General features: G+C 34.7%; 14 protein-coding genes. 12 read left to right on the top strand and 2 right to left on the bottom strand.

Features of this window, described 5'->3' with window-relative positions; translation table 11 throughout:
- Positions 1-426: 426 nt before the first annotated feature.
- Entirely contained in the window at positions 427-2,097 is a 1,671-nt protein-coding gene (locus ABIZ51_07670; GenBank protein MEO7088652.1) for a hypothetical protein, read from the bottom strand.
- A 5-nt stretch (positions 2,098-2,102) separates the two neighbouring features.
- On the bottom strand, positions 2,103-5,228 hold the full coding sequence (locus ABIZ51_07665; GenBank protein MEO7088651.1) for a tetratricopeptide repeat protein: 3,126 nt from the start codon (positions 5,226-5,228) through the stop codon (positions 2,103-2,105).
- Between the two features lie 226 nt (positions 5,229-5,454).
- Between ABIZ51_07665 and ABIZ51_07660 the strand changes: the two genes are divergently transcribed.
- From ABIZ51_07660 to ABIZ51_07605, 12 genes are all read left to right on the top strand, one after another.
- Complete coding sequence (locus tag ABIZ51_07660) at positions 5,455-5,688, top strand: hypothetical protein (protein MEO7088650.1); 234 nt, start codon at positions 5,455-5,457, stop codon at positions 5,686-5,688.
- Between the two features lie 4 nt (positions 5,689-5,692).
- Complete coding sequence (locus ABIZ51_07655; protein ID MEO7088649.1) at positions 5,693-5,899, top strand: hypothetical protein; 207 nt, start codon at positions 5,693-5,695, stop codon at positions 5,897-5,899.
- Positions 5,900-6,577: 678 nt separating this feature from the next.
- Entirely contained in the window at positions 6,578-7,465 is an 888-nt protein-coding gene (locus ABIZ51_07650) for a restriction endonuclease (GenBank protein MEO7088648.1), read from the top strand.
- 85 nt (positions 7,466-7,550) lie between these two features.
- A complete protein-coding gene (locus ABIZ51_07645; GenBank protein ID MEO7088647.1) occupies positions 7,551-9,569 on the top strand; it encodes a urocanate hydratase in 2,019 nt (672 codons plus the stop codon).
- A gap of 399 nt (positions 9,570-9,968) precedes the next feature.
- Positions 9,969-12,158, top strand: coding sequence for a sensor histidine kinase (locus ABIZ51_07640; GenBank protein MEO7088646.1), 2,190 nt, complete (start codon positions 9,969-9,971; stop codon positions 12,156-12,158).
- A gap of 50 nt (positions 12,159-12,208) precedes the next feature.
- A complete protein-coding gene (locus tag ABIZ51_07635; protein ID MEO7088645.1) occupies positions 12,209-12,832 on the top strand; it encodes a response regulator transcription factor in 624 nt (207 codons plus the stop codon).
- 75 nt (positions 12,833-12,907) lie between these two features.
- Positions 12,908-13,114: a LuxR C-terminal-related transcriptional regulator gene (locus ABIZ51_07630; protein MEO7088644.1), complete on the top strand. Its 207-nt coding sequence runs from the start codon at positions 12,908-12,910 to the stop codon at positions 13,112-13,114.
- A gap of 323 nt (positions 13,115-13,437) precedes the next feature.
- Positions 13,438-14,529 (top strand): T9SS type A sorting domain-containing protein, encoded by a 1,092-nt coding sequence (locus tag ABIZ51_07625; protein ID MEO7088643.1) that lies wholly within the window; start codon positions 13,438-13,440, stop codon positions 14,527-14,529.
- Positions 14,530-14,638: 109 nt separating this feature from the next.
- Positions 14,639-15,574, top strand: coding sequence for a WG repeat-containing protein (locus ABIZ51_07620; protein MEO7088642.1), 936 nt, complete (start codon positions 14,639-14,641; stop codon positions 15,572-15,574).
- A gap of 206 nt (positions 15,575-15,780) precedes the next feature.
- Positions 15,781-16,296 (top strand): hypothetical protein, encoded by a 516-nt coding sequence (locus tag ABIZ51_07615; protein ID MEO7088641.1) that lies wholly within the window; start codon positions 15,781-15,783, stop codon positions 16,294-16,296.
- A gap of 179 nt (positions 16,297-16,475) precedes the next feature.
- Positions 16,476-16,706, top strand: coding sequence for a hypothetical protein (locus ABIZ51_07610; GenBank protein MEO7088640.1), 231 nt, complete (start codon positions 16,476-16,478; stop codon positions 16,704-16,706).
- A 42-nt stretch (positions 16,707-16,748) separates the two neighbouring features.
- Positions 16,749-17,137 (top strand): RCC1 repeat-containing protein (locus tag ABIZ51_07605; protein MEO7088639.1); only part of this gene is annotated, 389 nt, incomplete at its 3' end.

Genomic DNA, 17,137 nt, shown 5'->3' with positions numbered 1-17,137 from the left:
GAGTACTTTTAAAACGGAATTGCCTTGTTAAACAAGCGTCTTGAGAGGATAATAGCATTTATTAATGAGCTGTGAGTATCTTAGTCACAGCTGTGAGTGTCTCAGTATGAACTGTGAGTGAGGCAGTCTGAGTTGTGAGTATCTCAGTCTAAGCTGTGAGTATGACACTCAGAACTCTGACTAAGGTAGTATGAACTGAGAGTATCTCAGTATGAGCTGTGAGTATGACACTCAGAACTGTGAGTGAGGCACTAAGAGCTGTGAGTAGGACACTCACAGCTCATTAATTGAAAGTAAGAGCTCATACTTTGGCAGTTTGAATTCATTCCTTGAAGTTCAGAACTAATAATTGATTCGTTTATGAAGCCATGTGCTATAAACAACTTGTGTTGGAGAATGAAACAACTAATTATTCGGAATTTTTTTTTAAAACACGTAAGAAATTCCTACCATCACATTAAAACGTTGCATGGGGTAATTATCCCAACGATAATAACGGATATTGGCAATGTTGTTGAAGTTGACAAACGCCGACATCCTTTTGGTGTAGCGGTATTCCAAGCCAACATTAAAATCAGTAATACCTTTTAAGGTTTTAGCGGAAATGGAATAGGTTTGAGCAAAAGGGCTTGGGAAATAACTCATGGCGTATTGCTGTCCGATGTAAAACACATCTAATTTAACCACTATTTTATCTTGAATATTGTAATTGGCAGCTACGTTAAACTGTATTTGCGGCATGTACCAAGGCTCCAATTCGTTCGTCATGCTGTATTTATTGTAATCGGCTTTAAAAAACAAACGTAGTTTTTCGCTGTGTTGGTATTCCAATTCTCCGTGTACATTTAAAACGGTAACATTGTCGTACACCGCATTAAATGTATTGAAATAAGGAGAAGTAACATCTGTAACAAAAAATGGCATGTTGTTTATTTTCGATTGAGAAACGCGTGCATTATAGGAAATATTAGATGAAATATTTCCTTTCAGACCTCCGTAAAGACGCAATTTGGTATCGGTATTTTGCATGTCAATTGTAGAGGAGATAAAAGGATTTTCTTGCGAGAAACTCAAAAAGTTATTTCTCTGAAGATTTCCATCAGCGCCTGCGTAAGGAATGATAATATGCTCGTAAATATCATAATCGAAACATACTTTTGGATAAGCATAAAATTGATTTTGGTTGGTAAAATCCGCGGCGCCTGTCATGCCTAAAGCTAATGTCCAAGGATGACCAACGGTAATTAATTGCGGACTGAAATTCACAATAGTATGATTGGTAGTAGCGCTATCGGATTTATCTCCGTAATAATTAATTTTTGCGTTTACCTCTACTTTCACATTTTGTTGTTTCAAGAAACTAAAAAAGGAAACATTTACACCCGCTTCATTTTCGGTGGTGTGAAATAAATCCATCAAATTGTAATAATTTAATTGGATGTTGTGATTTACAGAAGAGGAGTCTTTCAGATGACTTTCAAAACCAAATTCGGCACCTAATTTTTGGAAACGTTGTTTCGTATCATTGTTTGTTACGTTTTCAAATTGCGCCACATCGTATCCGTATTGATGCACCACATTTCGGTTGTAATCCAATTGTCCGGAAACCGTTTCATGTGCGAAAAAGTATTGCCCGTACACTTCTGCCACATTATCGCTGTAAGCACTATAGCCTGAATTGGAAAGGTCTCCAGAGGAAGATAAATGTTTTAAATGAATACCAATGGCGTAATCTTTCGAACGTAGGTTGTGAAAAAAATATTCTCCGTAAGGCGTTGTATATGTTCCCAAACCAAGTGTTAAAATAGAACTGTACAATTTGGTTAAAGGCTCACCTACCATGTTTGCGGGCATAATGGGCGCAACACTAAATGAAGTAGGAATTTGGCGTTGAAGAATGCCATAATGTAATTTTGGAATCGGTGGAACAGAATCGTTTAATGCTGGCGAATCGTTTATTTTTTTTGCGTTGGTGATGGTCGGAATAAATTCGGAATGCGAGATAATATTGTAATTCAAACTATCTGCTCCCTTCTGTGCGAATGTTGCGTTGCAGAGCGAACTAAAAATCAGTGTCCAAAAAAATATTTTTCTCATCGTCTTTATTTTTTTGTTTTAGTTGTGTCGGCTGGTTGCTGAAATAAGTGATCTGATTCTTTTGTGTTTCCTTGAAATTCCACATTCATTTGTTGATCCAAACTTACCGGAGCAACAGGTTTTTGTGCTTGTTCTATTTTCGTCAATTTAGTTTGTGCTTCTGTTACTAAATCTGGAAATGTAGAATTTGAAATCACACTTTTCAATGTCAGTTTTGCTTGAAAAGTATCTTTCAAGGCTTCGTAATTATCCGACAATAAAAGTAATCCTTTGCCCATCCAATAAGGATAAGAAGGCTCTTGATTGACCAAATCAAAAATTGTTTTTTCGGACGATTTAAAATCAGTTTGTATGTATTGAATGTAGGCAATATTGTATTTTGCTTCAGCGCCCATCACGTTTTTGGCGTTTACAGTAGTGTATTGAAAATTGTTCATTGCGGCATCGTATTGTTCGTTTTGTAAATTTATTTTTGCCAAATCCAAGTGCGCCTCGTTGATCTCCTCTTTTGTAGCTATTTCGGATGAAATTACTTTATTGGCGGCAGTTTGCGCGGCAGCATCATTCTTCAAAATTATCGCGCAACGCAATTGTCCGACGTGCGCCGTTAAAATATTCTCCGGATTTTCTGCCTCGGTCTCTAATTTATTGTAATCATCAAACGCACCCGAATAATTTTTTTGTTGAAAATAAATGGTACTGGCGTTTAGTAAGCTTTGTTCTGTAAAATCGTTTTTAGCATTGCCGATAACAAAATTATAACCCACCAAGGCTTCTTTTATATTGCCTGACTTTATTTCGCATTGCGCGCGATAAAAATTAGCTTGTAAACTAAAAATTCCAGCCGGAAATTTACTGATGTATTTATCAAATGCAGGAATCGCATTATCGCAATCTTTTTGCATGTAATGGTCTTTCGCGATGTTGAAGGTTACCGAATCCAAGGACGCTTCCGGAATGACAGCCGCTGTTTCGCTGAAATATTTCTGCATGCCATCCACATCGTTTTTAGAAATATAAATTTTCTTGATGAAGCCGAGCGCCACATTTGCTTCCGGCGATTTGCGATCTCTTTTTATCAATTTATCAAAAGTATTAAATGCCAAATCGTTTTGGTTTTGATTAAAATAAATTAAACCTGTTTGCAACAAAGCCTGATTGTAATAGCTGGAATTAGGATAATTAGTCAATATTTTTTGATAATACGCCATTGCCTCGCTATTGTTGTTCGTATTAACATAGGTGTTTGCCAATTCGAAGTTCGCCGCAACAGTATAATCTGATTTTGGATATTGACTCAACAAATTCAATAATGTATTTGTTTTTTTCTGATTTTCTTGAACCAATCCATAAGCCATTGCTTCTTGATACATGGCATAGTCCACATTAAATGATTTTAATGTGATGGCTTCATTATAATAATTGGCGGCATTCGAAAAATCTTTTGTTACAAAATAATCATCGCCAATGCGCATATTAGCATCTGCAATTTTTTTTGCGTCACTCGGATTGTTCGCCAAGAATTTTCTAAACCACAAAGCCGAATTCAAATAATCTTTTGTTTTCAAATAAGCGTAACCAATGTTGTAATTGGAATTGTTGTATTCCTGCATTTGAAAAGCTCCAGGTAAATCCATAAAATTTTGGTACGCATCAATGGCTTGATCGTATTTTCCGGTACGGTATAAAGCTTCCGCTTTCCAATAATTAGCTTTGTCTGTAAACGTTTGTGTGTAAGGATACATCAAGGATTGATTGAACAAATGAATCGCAGAATCCATTTCCAAATTATTAAATAAATCTACGCCTCTAAAATACGCTACTTGCTGAAAAGTTGTTTTTAATTGATCGTTTAAAGGATGAATTTTTTCAATCGAATTCAATGCTTCTTGATAATTTTTTGTGCTCAAATAAACGTTCACTAAATAATTATACGCTTCCTCTAAATGCGGAGAATTGGGATATTGATTGATGTATTGATTGAAAGCGTCAATGGCTTCGTTAAAAGGATTGAAAGATAATTCATAACACAATTTCGCATAATTAAACAAGGCATTTTCCTGAATTACTTTATCGAAATTCATTTTTGAAGCGGTGCCGAAAGCGCTGCGTGCAAAGGATTTATTATTTAATTGAATGTAACAATCTCCGATATGATAATACGCATTTTGAGAAAGAGAATCCTCATTAGAAGTGGCGTTTTGAAAATGAGTAATGGCATCGGAATAATTTCCGGCTTTGTACAAAGCATAACCTAACTCATACGAATCGGAAGGAGAAAGCGTACCAACGGATTTTTCATAACGTTGTAAATACGGAATCGCTTCCGCATAACGCGACGTACGATAATACGATTCTCCGATAATCCTTGCTATTTCTGGTGCGCGTGCTGTATTGCCAGAATCCAACATTGGTTTTCCGTACAAAATTACGCTGTCGTATTTGGCTTCTAAATAATAAATTTGAACAATGTAATACGGAACAATTTTTCCGAAACTCGCATCGTGACTTAATCTTAAAAAACCTTGCAAAGCGATCTCGTAATTTTTTTGATCGTAAGAAATGTGGGAATAATAATAATTTGCCGGAACTGAATATTTGGTGTCTAAATCTTTTATCTCATAAAAAGAAAATTTCGCGCTGTCTAATTTTTCCAATTTAAAATAACTGTATCCTTTTTTGAAATAATATTCTGGTGATTCGTCTTTGTTCAAATCATACACATCCACTTTATCAAACCACACAATGGCATCTTTGTATTTCTTTTTTCGGTAATTGTATTTTCCCAAATAGAAATAGGCTTTTTTAACTTTCGGACTTTCTGGATGATTGGTAATAAAATTTCGTAAACGTAATTCTCCGTCTTTATTAAAAAGCTCGATTCCGCAAATGGCTGCGTAATATTCCGCGTCAATTCTTATTTGCGAATTAAAATCGTGTGTAGCAATTGTTTTGTCGAAGAGATGCTGCGCCGAACCAAAATTTTGTTTTTGAAAAAGCGAAACGCCTAATTTAAAATCAGCATCGTCGTCGGTATATATAGCAGATTTTTGAGCATTTGCATGCGTGTAAATTTGCATAGAAAGCGCAAAAACAAAGACGGATACAACCGATTTAAATTTAAAATTCATCGTTGGTTTAGGGTATAAAAGCGGGGGTAAAGTTACAGTCGAATAAACCTTTGGACTTTTAAGAAGCTTAAAGTTATTAACCTTTGCTTGTTGATACAGTCATTTTAACATAATTTAGTATTTCGAATAAAAATTTCGATTCGAAAAATTATTTTTTTGACTCGTAAAAAAACACTGCTCGAAAAATTATTTTTTCAAAGCCATTTATTTATTAAATCAAATTTCGATGTCATTCTTCGAAATCTGCCAAAGAAAAAGCTATCCTAAATCCTCTTCAAAGGAAAGTACCTTTTTAGTTACGCTTGTTTCCTTGGAGAAGGGTGGAGATGAGGCTCTTTTATTCTCTTGCCATGTCGTATACGATGACGAGAGCAACGATTATTTTGCTTGCAGTGTCGTTTATTTAAAAGTGAGCATCAATTATTTTGGTGTGAGAGACAATTATTTTACCATCACCTGAAATTATGGCAGTCGCAGTGTCGTTTATTTTAAGAGTGAGCATCAATTATTTTACTGCGAGCATCAATTATTTTGGTGTGAGAAACAATTATTTTACCATCAGATGCAATTATGGCAGTTACAGACTCGATTATTTTACTCGCAGTGTCGTTTATTTAAGAGTGAGCGTCAATTATTTTACCGTCAGCATCAATTATTTTACCATCACCTGAAATTATGGCAGCCTGAGCAACGGTTATGAAAGTTGCAGACTAAATTACTTCCTTTCGCGCAGAATCCGAATCAAGTTCGGAATGACATCTTAAATTTTCATCTTTATTAATTAGTATCTTGCCAAAGCAAGTTTAAAAATGAAGAATTAAGAATTGGCATTTTATTGTTTTCATAAAGCTTTCAAGCAAATGTTTTTAGCGTAGGCTTTTGTAAGCAGCCTTGTTTGAATCCGCTTTTTGCGGATGAGTTTGGCTGCGCGGAAAAACTTTTGTGTAGAAATCTCTGAAAAGAATAAACAGCCTTGAATTTTTGGTTCTTTTTTTTCAAGAAAAAAGAACGTTAAAGAAAATAGCGGATAGAATTACTTTTATCTCTTCTTTCTTTTATTTTACAAACAAAAGAAAGAAGCAAAGAAAAATTCAAGGCTTGGATTCCTCATTTCATTTTAGCTTCCTGAAGGCTATTCATCGGGTGATTTCCTCGTTACACTCGGAAATCCCAATCTCATCACGCCTTCTTTTTGCTAAAATTTTATTCGCAATCCGATGCCGTTTTCTAACTTATAAAACTAATTTTGTGGCAAGAAAAATATAGGCTATTTTTGAAACGGAAAATGAAGAAAACAGGTTGCAATCTGATAAGCAGAGTGTAAGACAAAAATTTTACTAATAAAACACATGGCACGAAAAAAAGCAAATAGCGACCTACCATCTTTTGACGAATTGATTATCCCAACAGTTAAAGCTCTTAAAGAATTAGGGGGCTCTGGGACAGTTGAAGAAATTAATAATAAAGTTTACGGTATTGCAAAAATTTCGGACGACATTTTACAAATTCCACATGGTGATGGAGGAACAACAATTGAAGTTGATTATAGACTTGCTTGGAGTAGAACTTATCTCAAAAAATTTGGACTTCTTGAAAACTCATCTCGCGGAATTTGGGCATTAACAAAAGCTGGCATAGATGTTAATAAACTGGACTACATCGAAATTGTAAGAGTTGTAAGGGAACAAGTCAAGCCAAATTTACCCAAAACAAAAACTGATACGGAGATAGTTGAAAAAATTGTGCAAAAGTTTATAGAAGAGACATTTAATCCAGAAGAGTGGAAAGAAAGACTTTTAAATGTTCTTTACAAAATAAAACCTGACGCATTTGAGCGTTTATCTCAAAGACTTTTAAGGGAAAGTGGTTTTTTTCAAGTAGAAGTTACTGGAAAAGCTGGTGACGGAGGAATTGACGGAAAAGGAATTGTTCGAGTAAACGGACTTTTAAGTTTCTATGTAATTTTTCAATGCAAACGTTACAAAGGCTCCGTGACACCGAAAGATATGAGAGAATTTAGAGGCGCAATGATTGGCAGAGATGTAAAAGGGTTATTTATTACGACTGGAACTTTTACCAAAGAAGCAATTAAAGAAGCGACGAGAGATGGTGCGCCACCAATTGACTTAGTAGACGGCAATCTTCTTTGCGACAAATTAAAGGAATTTAACTTAGGTGTTGAAACAAAATTAACCGAGACAGTAGAAATAAAAAATGAATGGTTAAAGAATTTGTAATACGCTCTCAGCCTATCAAAAATTCTGAATCGAGTTCAGAATGACAATCCTAAATCGAAAAAAAATATAAAATCAATATTAAAAAATGACTATCGAAAATTTTCAAAAAATAATTTCTCAGGGAATTCCCTCTGAGTTACCAGAAATAAAACCTTTTGAGGAAGCAATCAATCACGCGCCAAAGCGAAAAGATATTTTATCTGCGGAAGAAAAAAAGTTGGCTTTACGAAATGCTTTGCGTTATTTCGATAAAAAGCATCACGCTATTTTATCCAAAGAATTTGCAAAAGAACTCAAGGATTTCGGACGTATTTACATGTATCGTTTTCGTCCTGATTATAAAATTTATGCCCGCCCGATAAACGAATATCCTCACAAAAGCAAGCAGGCTGCGGCAATTATGCACATGCTCAGTAATAATTTAGATTATGCTGTGGCGCAACATCCGCACGAATTGATTACGTATGGCGGTAACGGTGCGGTTTTCCAGAATTGGGCGCAATATCTTTTAACGATGAAGTATTTATCGGAAATGACGGATGAGCAAACATTGGCAATGTATTCTGGTCATCCGATGGGATTATTTCCTTCGCACAAAGAGGCGCCACGTGTGGTTATAACCAACGGAATGATGATTCCGAATTACAGTAAACCGGACGATTGGGAACGTTTTAACGCTTTGGGCGTAACGCAATATGGACAAATGACAGCAGGTTCATTTATGTATATCGGTCCGCAAGGAATTGTGCACGGCACAACGATTACTGTTTTAAATGCAGGAAGAAAATTTACAAAAGGTGGAACTGGCTTAGGCGGAAAAGTCTTTGTTTCCGCAGGTTTAGGAGGAATGAGCGGAGCACAACCAAAAGCTGCTGTTATTGCGGGAGCAATTGGCGTTATTGCAGAAGTAAATCCGAAAGCTACGCAAACGCGCCATTCGCAAGGTTGGGTAAATGAGGTGTTTGATGATTTAGATAAATTAATTATTCGCATCGAAAAAGCAAGAGCTGCCAAAGAATCCGTATCACTTGCGTATCAAGGAAACGTAGTTGATTTGTGGGAAAAGTTTGCGAAGGAAAACGTAAAAGTAGAATTAGGTTCAGATCAAACATCGCTTCACAATCCTTTTGCTGGTGGTTATTATCCGGCAGGAATTTCTTTTGAGGAATCAAAAAAAATGATGGCAGAAAATCCGGAACAATTTAAAAAAGAAGTTCAAAAAACATTGGTGCGTCATGTAGCAGCTGTCAATAAAATGACCGCTTCTGGAACTTATTTTTTCGATTATGGAAATGCTTTCTTATTGGAAGCAGGAAGGGCAGGAGCAGATGTTTTTAGAAAAGGCGATACCGAAAAAAAACTTTTCAAATATCCATCTTACGTGCAAGATATTTTAGGTCCGATGTGTTTCGATTACGGTTTCGGCCCGTTTAGGTGGGTCTGTACTTCTGCGGATGCAAAAGATTTAGAAATTACCGATAAATTGGCGGCAGATGTGTTGGAAGAAATGTTGAAAACGGCTCCTGATGAAATTAAGCAACAACTCAACGATAATTTAATTTGGATAAAAGCTGCGCAAGAAAATAAATTGGTAGTTGGCTCGCAAGCGCGTATTTTATATGCCGACGCAGAAGGTCGCGTGAAAATTGCAAGTGCGTTTAATAAAGCCATTCGCGAAAAAAAAATTTCCGCGCCCGTTGTTTTGGGAAGAGATCATCACGATGTTTCCGGAACGGATTCGCCTTATCGCGAAACATCTAATATTTACGATGGCTCACAATTTACAGCAGATATGGCGGTGCAAAATTTTGTGGGCGATGCTTTTCGCGGAGCTACTTGGGTGTCCTTGCATAATGGCGGTGGAGTTGGTTGGGGGGAAGTTATCAATGGCGGTTTCGGAATGGTGTTGGATGGAACGGATGATGCCGATAGACGCTTAACAGCAATGTTGCATTGGGATGTAAACAATGGAATTGCGCGCAGAAGTTGGGCGCGAAACGAAGAAGCGTTGTTCGCGATTAAACGTGAAATGCAACGCACGCCCAATTTAAAAGTTACGCTTCCTAATATTGTTGATGACGATTTGCTGGAAAATTTATTTTAAAAGATTTATGTTTCTATTATTCTCTTAATTTCTTTTTTCTTAATAAAAAAGAAACAAAAAATCAAAAAAAAGTTATCAGCTTGCACACAAGCAGGCTCAGCCTCCGCTACTTTTTCTGGCTTACGCTCCACTTTGAATTCTCATTTGAAAAAATATTTTTTTCGGCATAGGATTTCGAATAAAATTTTCGCAAAATGAAAGCGTGATGAGATTGGGATTTCCGAACGTGTGAGGAAATCAGCCATTAGAATAACTAAAATGAAATGAGAAAGCTAAGTCTTGAATTTTTGGTTCTTTTCTTTCAAGAAAAAAAGAACGCAAGAAAAAATATTTTAAAGCAGTTTTAATTCAAAATTAAAAGTTGTGCTACGGTATGTATTTATATATTTGTTTTAGAATATGAAAAAACAATCTTTTTTTTTACTCCTTTATTTTACTTTAATAATTGGTAAAGCCCAAACCAATTCTTATCCAGATAGCTTATTGAGCGTTCTTAAAACATCTAAGGAAGACAGTGAGAAAGTAAAAACCCTGAATGAGCTGGCATGGGAATACAGTTCATCTGATCTCAAAAAAGCAAGAGCCTATGGTAAGAATTCCGTGGACTTAGCTACCAAATTAAACTTTTATAAAGGCCGTTCATCTGCTTACAATACCCTAGGAAACGTAGCCAGCGATGAAGGAAAAAACGATGAAGCTCTTGGGTTTTATTTATTATCGTTAAAAGATAAAGAAACGATAAAAGACAAGAAAGGGATTGCCACCGTAAACAATAACATTGGCATTATTTATAGGATAAAAGGTGAATTTAAACAAGCATTGAATTATTATAATACCGCATTAACCATCCGGCAGGAATTAAATAACAAACAAGGTATTGCCGATTGTTATAATAACATTGCCAACATCTACAGGGATGAATTAAGGTTTGATGAGGCTATTAATTATATGGAAAAATCTATTGAAATAAAATCTGAACTCGGTGATAAAAGAGGGATTGCTTTTACATATAATAACATGGCAACAATTTACGATGATAAATCTGATTTTACGCTTGCGCTGCAATACAATTACAAAGCGGCAAAATTTTTAGAGGAAATAAAAGATATAAATTCTTTAATAACTGTTTACAATAACATTGCTGTTATAAATAAAAAATTAAGAAATTATCCCGATGCGATAAAGTATAGTAAAATGGCACTTACCATTGCTGAAAAAGTTGGGAACAAATCTTACGCTGTTAATATATATACAAACCTTGGCGAAATATACTTGGACATAAAAAACGAAAAAGAAGCAAAAGCTAATTTTGAAAAAGGATTATCATTAGCTACCCAAACTGGGGAAAAGGATGACGAGGCTCAAATATATGAAGGTTTAGGTGCGTATTATGAGAATACAAATGATTTCAAAAGGGCCGAATTAAACTATACGCATGCCATTCAATTGGCAGAGCAGATGGGTAAGGCAAGAGATATAGCAAGGTATTCGTATGATTTAGCTACATTTTATTACAAACAAAAAGAAAATACTCTCGCAGAAAAATTGCTCAATAAAACAATCGGTATTTGCAAAAAAAACGGATTGAAAGCAGATCTGAAAAAAGCCTATAAAACATACGCTGATCTATATGAAAACAATTTAAATAACCCGAAAAAAAGTATTGTGTATTATAAACTTTACTGCAAACTCAACGACTCTTTATTCTCTGAAAATATTGCTCAAAAATTTGCACAGCAACAAACACTTTATGAAACCGAAAAAAAAGAAGCTGAAATAAAATTTTTAAAACAACAAGAAAAAATTAGTTCCATACAGTTGGAAGAAGAAAAGCTAATTGTGCAAAAAAGAAACTATTTATTAATTGCAAGCATCTTGGTTATTTTATCTCTTTGTTTTGGCGGCTATTTTTATTTTTCTCGACAAAAAATTAAAGCCATTCAAAAACAAGAACAAGCGGTTAGAGAAACCGAAGAAAATGAGCGTTTACGAATAGCAAAAGACATTCACGATGATTTAGGTTCTGGTCTTTCTAAAATTAAATTTCTTAGCGAAGTAATAGCAACAAAAGCAGAAAACAATCCAGAAATTCAATCGAGCATAAAATCTATATCCGAAACATCTGTAAATTTAGTAGATAATATGCGCGATTTAATTTGGGCATTGAACCCAGAAAACACAACCTTAGATAGTCTTATAGCGCGCATAAGAGAATATAGCAGAGATTACCTAAATGATTTTTCTATGGATGTATCACTCGATTTCCCTGAAAATATCCCAAACTATAAAATCTCTAAAGAGGCGCATCGAAATATTTTCTTTATGGTAAAAGAGTGTTTACAAAACATTGTAAAACATGCCAAAGCTACAGATGTATACATACAAGTGGTAGTTACTGCCGAGCAATTACAGATTACTATTACAGATAATGGTATTGGTTTAGATAATCAAAATAAAGAAGGTAATGGATTAAGAAATATTAAGTATAGAGCTAAAATTATTAATGCTAAAGCCACTTTTAATTCTATTCAAACCCAAGGACTTGAAATAAAAATTGACGTGCCTATTCAAAATATCAAAAAAACATAATACTACTTTTGTAGTAGAAATAAATAGTAAACATCTTATAGCTTTGCAACATGCAAATTACAGTTGGAATTATAGAAGATGAAAAAGAAATTGGCGAAAGCATGATGTCTCTTATTAATGAAAGTGAAGGCTTTTCATGCATCCATATTTTTGAAAATGCACAACAAGCTCTTGATAAAATCCCTACATTAAAATTAGATGTTGTGTTAACTGATATTCATCTTCCAGATAAATCAGGTATAGAATGTATTATTGAACTAAAACCTAAATGTCCTAATACACAATTTTTAATGTGTACTTCTTTTGAAGATACCGAATCTGTATTTAAGGCATTAAAAGCAGGAGCTACGGGTTATCTCACAAAAACTACGCAGCCATCTAAATTGTTAAATGCTATTGTTGATATATATAAAGGCGGCTCGCCAATGAGCAGCCATATTGCTCGAAAAATTGTAGCATCTTTTAGTAATACAGATTACAATAAAGAGCTTGAAAAATTGTCTCAGCGTGAACAAGAGATATTGCAATTACTTTCAAAAGGATTGCGCTATAAAGAAATTGCCGATAAACTTTTTGTGAGTACAGAAACCGTAAGAACTCATATACGCAACATATACCAAAAGCTACAGGTAAACTCAAGAACCGACGCTTTAAATAAAGTATTTAAAAAATAAAGATTACTACTAAAGTGTGATTGTATAACTGCATTCATAAGGCGAGTTTTGTAAAAAAAACAACAACAACACTTTATGAAAAAATCTTTACTTGGAAAATTATCTCAGCGTGAGCAAGAGGTTGTTCCACTTCTGGCAGATGGATTACGCTATAAAGAAATTGCCGAAAGCCTTTGTTTAAGTACCGAAACCATTAGAACCCATGTACGCAACATCTATAAAAAATTAGAAGTTAGTTCGCGCACAGAAGCATTAAATAAAATTTATAAAAGAGTGTCCTAATATTTTACTACTAAAGTGGTATTTGATACTAATTAACTGTTATAGACTTTTGTTCCGAACAAATAAAAAACATGAAAAACATGAAAAAAATAATTACAACTATTTTATATGCTGTTACAGCTCTTTCAGTAAATGCACAAACCTGGAGCACGGTTGGTCAAGGAATTGAAGATAAAGTATATAGCTTATATCCTGACACCGTAAATAATGTACTTTATGCAGGTGGAAGTTTTGGAGCTGGTATTAGTAGTAATGGAGATACTGTGTTTGCAATGAAAATTATAAAATGGGATGGAACAAACTATTCGGCATTAGGTAGTGGTATGCAACACAATAGCAGAGTTTATGCAATTACAAATTATAATGGTAATTTATATGCAGGTGGCAGCTTTGATTCAGCAGGTAGCATTCTTTCTCACCGCATTGCCAAATGGGACGGAACAGCTTGGTCTCCTTTAGGGACAGGAACAAATGGTGATGTTTATACATTAGCAGTTTATAACGGAGAACTTTATGTTGGAGGGGAGTTCAGCACTGCAGGAGGTATCTCAATTAACGGTATTGCTAAATGGAACGGAACAGCATGGTCTGCATTGGGAACAGGAAATACAGGAAATGGTGTTTATGCATTAGCTGTTTATAATGGAGAGTTGTATGTTGGTGGGAGTTTCACTATTGCAGGAGGCGTTGCCGTAAATAATATAGCCAAGTGGAATGGAACAGCGTGGTCGGTTGTGGGCACGGGAATATCAGGTGCGAATAACAATGTTTTATCATTAGCTGTTTATAATGGCGAATTGTATGCTGGTGGCAGTTTCACTACAGCAGGAGGCAATTCTGCGAATAATATTGCTAAATGGAATGGAACAGTATGGTCTGCTGTAGGGACTGGAGGTGTGAACAATTATGTTAGGTCATTAACTAATTATAATGGAGAGCTTCATGTCGGAGGTGATTTCACCACAGCAGGAGGAAATACTGCTAATAGTGTCGCTAAATGGAATGGTTCAAGTTGGAGCACTTTTGGACTAGGAACAAATAACTCAGTGCAAGCTTTAACATCTTATAAAGGAGATTTGTATGTAGGTGGTTTGTTTTCACAAATTGATGGTAATGCAATAAATTACCTTGCTAAATTAAACAGTAGCCTAGCAGCTATTCAAGAGATAATATTAAGTTCTAATTTCAATATCTACCCTAATCCTTTTCACACAACTTTATTTATCGAAACAGAAAACATTGGTTCAAACACGGAGTTTGTATTGTATGATTTGTTAGGCAAAGAAGTAATGAAAAAAGTAATTACAAATTCTCGTACCGAGCTCTACAGAGGTGACCTTCCTGCGGGTTTGTATTTTTACCAGCTTCGTACCACAACACAAATAATTAAAACAGGAAAGGTTGTGATTGAGTAAACAAACTGGGGAAGTTTATTTCTTAAAGGCTGAAAACAGATAAGGGTATTCTAATCAAGAAATTCATTAAACAATAAATTAAAAAGAAACCCTTTAAAATAAAAACACCATGAAAAAACTATTTACACTATCAATTGGCATCTTAAGCATCAATGCGGTATGTGTAGGACAAGGCAGTGCCGACCAATGGAAATACGGCTCAAGCAATCCCACAGGAACTAGGTATGCTGATTTTTCTCCGAAAGATTATAGTCCAGCCGTTGCAGTGAAAAGAGAGAAGTATGAAGCTCCTGCTAAAACTATGGGAATACAACCAAAAAAGAAAGGAAAACTTTGGGGGTTTGCTGACGCTCATGGCAAATGGTTAATTCAACCACAATGGCCACGATCTACTAATTTTGGAGATAATCCTAGCACTATTGTTTACACCTCAACAAATGGAAATTTTGCAGGAGGTGTTATAAGGGTAATTGACAGAGATGGAAAATATTTAACAGGAAGCTATTATATGCAAGGTGACGATTGTCACAATGAGGATGATGGAGAAGGTCACAGTTGGAACTACATTACGGCATATAAAAAACCTTTAAAAAGCGGTGACACAACTAATCAAATGTTTATTTATAATCTCGCTACAATGGACTCCATATTATTACCCAAAGGGTTAGAAATAGATCGAAAAGAATTTGATGGACTAAGGCTATGCCAGTATCATTCAATTAGGAGTGTGCAATACTCTACCAAAATATTTGCAATTATAGATGTTTATAATTTAAAGATTATGGCAGATAATTTAGAGCAATATGATCATATAGATTATCCTATGTCATATTTTGAAGTAAATACTTATATAGACACTTATACCTTAAATAGTAACAGGATAGTTGTAAAAAAGAATAACAAGTATGGATACATAAATATAAGGGGAGAAGTTGTAATCCCTTTGCAATATGATAATGCAGATTGGTTTAGAAATGGAATAGCCGATGTAGAAAAAGACGGAGTGAAGTTTAAGATAGATGTAAATGGTAAAAAGGTGGAGTAGCCTGCCGCATTCCTAATAAATCGAGCTTTAAAAAAATAAGTTAAACTTTTAAAACTGAAATAAAACTATTTGCAGGTATAGATATTTTTATCTATTGATAAATATTTCAGTACGTTTTAGTTTTGCTGCAAAAAAAATTAGGCATCTGAAAAGAGCAAATAAGTAGTATAAACAATTAAATAATAAACTAATAAAAACAAAACAAAATGAAAAAACAAGTAAAATTAATTTTCGGCTTATTTCTAACAACAGCAATACTGTTAAATTCAGGTTGTGCAACTCTGTTTGGAACAAGAACAAACAATGTAGTTCTCTATGATGCTCCTGCCGACTTAACAGTAACAGATAACGGGGTGCCAGTACAAACAGAGAGGGTTTTTTCTCACGGCAAGGAAAAAAGCCATTATGCAAGTCAATATTCAACTATCTATTCATATTATACAACTGGTTTAAAATTAGATAAAAAAATTAAACATAAACTTGAATTAACATCCGCTGGAAAAACAGGAACAATTGTTCTTAAATCAAAAGTAAAAGGGATTTTTATTGTACTTGATATTTTTTCAACTGGTCCTATTGGTTTGTTCATTGATGGTTTCAGTAAAAATTGGAAAGCACTTAAACCAAGACGGATAGATACTCCGGCAATTATTAATGGAACTAAATCACGTAGAGCAAAACGCCTTGAAAAAGATCTCGAAAAATCATTGAAAAATAAATAAAATGTAAGCGTCTATTATTTAAGTGTTCAGCAAAACGCAACTTTACTGAGCGTTTTGCTGAACGGACGCAAATTTATTAAAGACTTTTGATATATTATTTTATGAACTTATGAATAAGTTAATCCACAAGAAGGATGTGTCAAATCAAATGTAATTGATATGATTCAAAAAAATAATTTATGTATAAAAAAATAATTTTTTTAGGACTTTTTATAACTTGTATTGGTAAACTCAAATCACAAGTTGTTTATGTTGATCCTAATTTAATAAGAGGAGATATTTCTTTTACTCAAATGAATTTAAAATTTGAAGGAATCCCTGTTCGTAAAGCAATAGGCTTACATACAAAAGTTGGTGGGCGAATTATTTCAGTACGTTTTAGTTTTGCTGCAAAAAATATAGGCATATAAAAAGATACTAACAATTAAATAATAAACCAATAACAAAACAAAATGAAAAAACTACTAATTATCACCATCGTTCTACTCGGGATGAGCATGGGCGCTAATGCTCAAGCCATATTTTCAGGGAGCACTTCTCATTCTTCTTATTCTTCTTATTTTTTATCCAACACTTCCGGTTCTCCACGGGCTTGCGGAAATAATAGTAATGGACAATTGGGCGATGGAACAAAAACGGATAGATCTATGCCAGTTCGGGTGAGTGGACTATCAGGCGTCACCGCAATATCAGCAGGAGAATCTCATTGCCTATTTCTGAAAAAGGATAGCAGTGTTTGGTCCTGTGGAAGTAATGAAGATGGCCAATTGGGTGATGGAACCGATACAGATAGACTCACACCGGTAAAGTTGAGCGGGTTAACAGGCATCATCGCAATAGC

The sequence above is a fragment of the Bacteroidia bacterium genome (assembly GCA_039924845.1).
In the GTDB taxonomy this organism is placed as follows: Bacteria; Bacteroidota; Bacteroidia; order DATLTG01; family DATLTG01; genus DATLTG01.
This window is presented reverse-complemented; position numbering and strand designations above follow the sequence as displayed.

What these genes read in the sequence shown, in the direction of transcription:
- ABIZ51_07670 (MEO7088652.1), bottom strand. Translation starts at nt 2,097, where the DNA reads ATGAGAAAAATATTTTTTTGGACACTGATTTTTAGTTCGCTCTGCAAC.
- ABIZ51_07665 (MEO7088651.1), bottom strand. Translation starts at nt 5,228, where the DNA reads ATGAATTTTAAATTTAAATCGGTTGTATCCGTCTTTGTTTTTGCGCTT.
- ABIZ51_07660 (MEO7088650.1), top strand. Translation starts at nt 5,455, where the DNA reads ATGTCATTCTTCGAAATCTGCCAAAGAAAAAGCTATCCTAAATCCTCT.
- ABIZ51_07655 (MEO7088649.1), top strand. Translation starts at nt 5,693, where the DNA reads ATGGCAGTCGCAGTGTCGTTTATTTTAAGAGTGAGCATCAATTATTTT.
- ABIZ51_07650 (MEO7088648.1), top strand. Translation starts at nt 6,578, where the DNA reads ATGGCACGAAAAAAAGCAAATAGCGACCTACCATCTTTTGACGAATTG.
- ABIZ51_07645 (MEO7088647.1), top strand. Translation starts at nt 7,551, where the DNA reads ATGACTATCGAAAATTTTCAAAAAATAATTTCTCAGGGAATTCCCTCT.
- ABIZ51_07640 (MEO7088646.1), top strand. Translation starts at nt 9,969, where the DNA reads ATGAAAAAACAATCTTTTTTTTTACTCCTTTATTTTACTTTAATAATT.
- ABIZ51_07635 (MEO7088645.1), top strand. Translation starts at nt 12,209, where the DNA reads ATGCAAATTACAGTTGGAATTATAGAAGATGAAAAAGAAATTGGCGAA.
- ABIZ51_07630 (MEO7088644.1), top strand. Translation starts at nt 12,908, where the DNA reads ATGAAAAAATCTTTACTTGGAAAATTATCTCAGCGTGAGCAAGAGGTT.
- ABIZ51_07625 (MEO7088643.1), top strand. Translation starts at nt 13,438, where the DNA reads ATGCAACACAATAGCAGAGTTTATGCAATTACAAATTATAATGGTAAT.
- ABIZ51_07620 (MEO7088642.1), top strand. Translation starts at nt 14,639, where the DNA reads ATGAAAAAACTATTTACACTATCAATTGGCATCTTAAGCATCAATGCG.
- ABIZ51_07615 (MEO7088641.1), top strand. Translation starts at nt 15,781, where the DNA reads ATGAAAAAACAAGTAAAATTAATTTTCGGCTTATTTCTAACAACAGCA.
- ABIZ51_07610 (MEO7088640.1), top strand. Translation starts at nt 16,476, where the DNA reads ATGTATAAAAAAATAATTTTTTTAGGACTTTTTATAACTTGTATTGGT.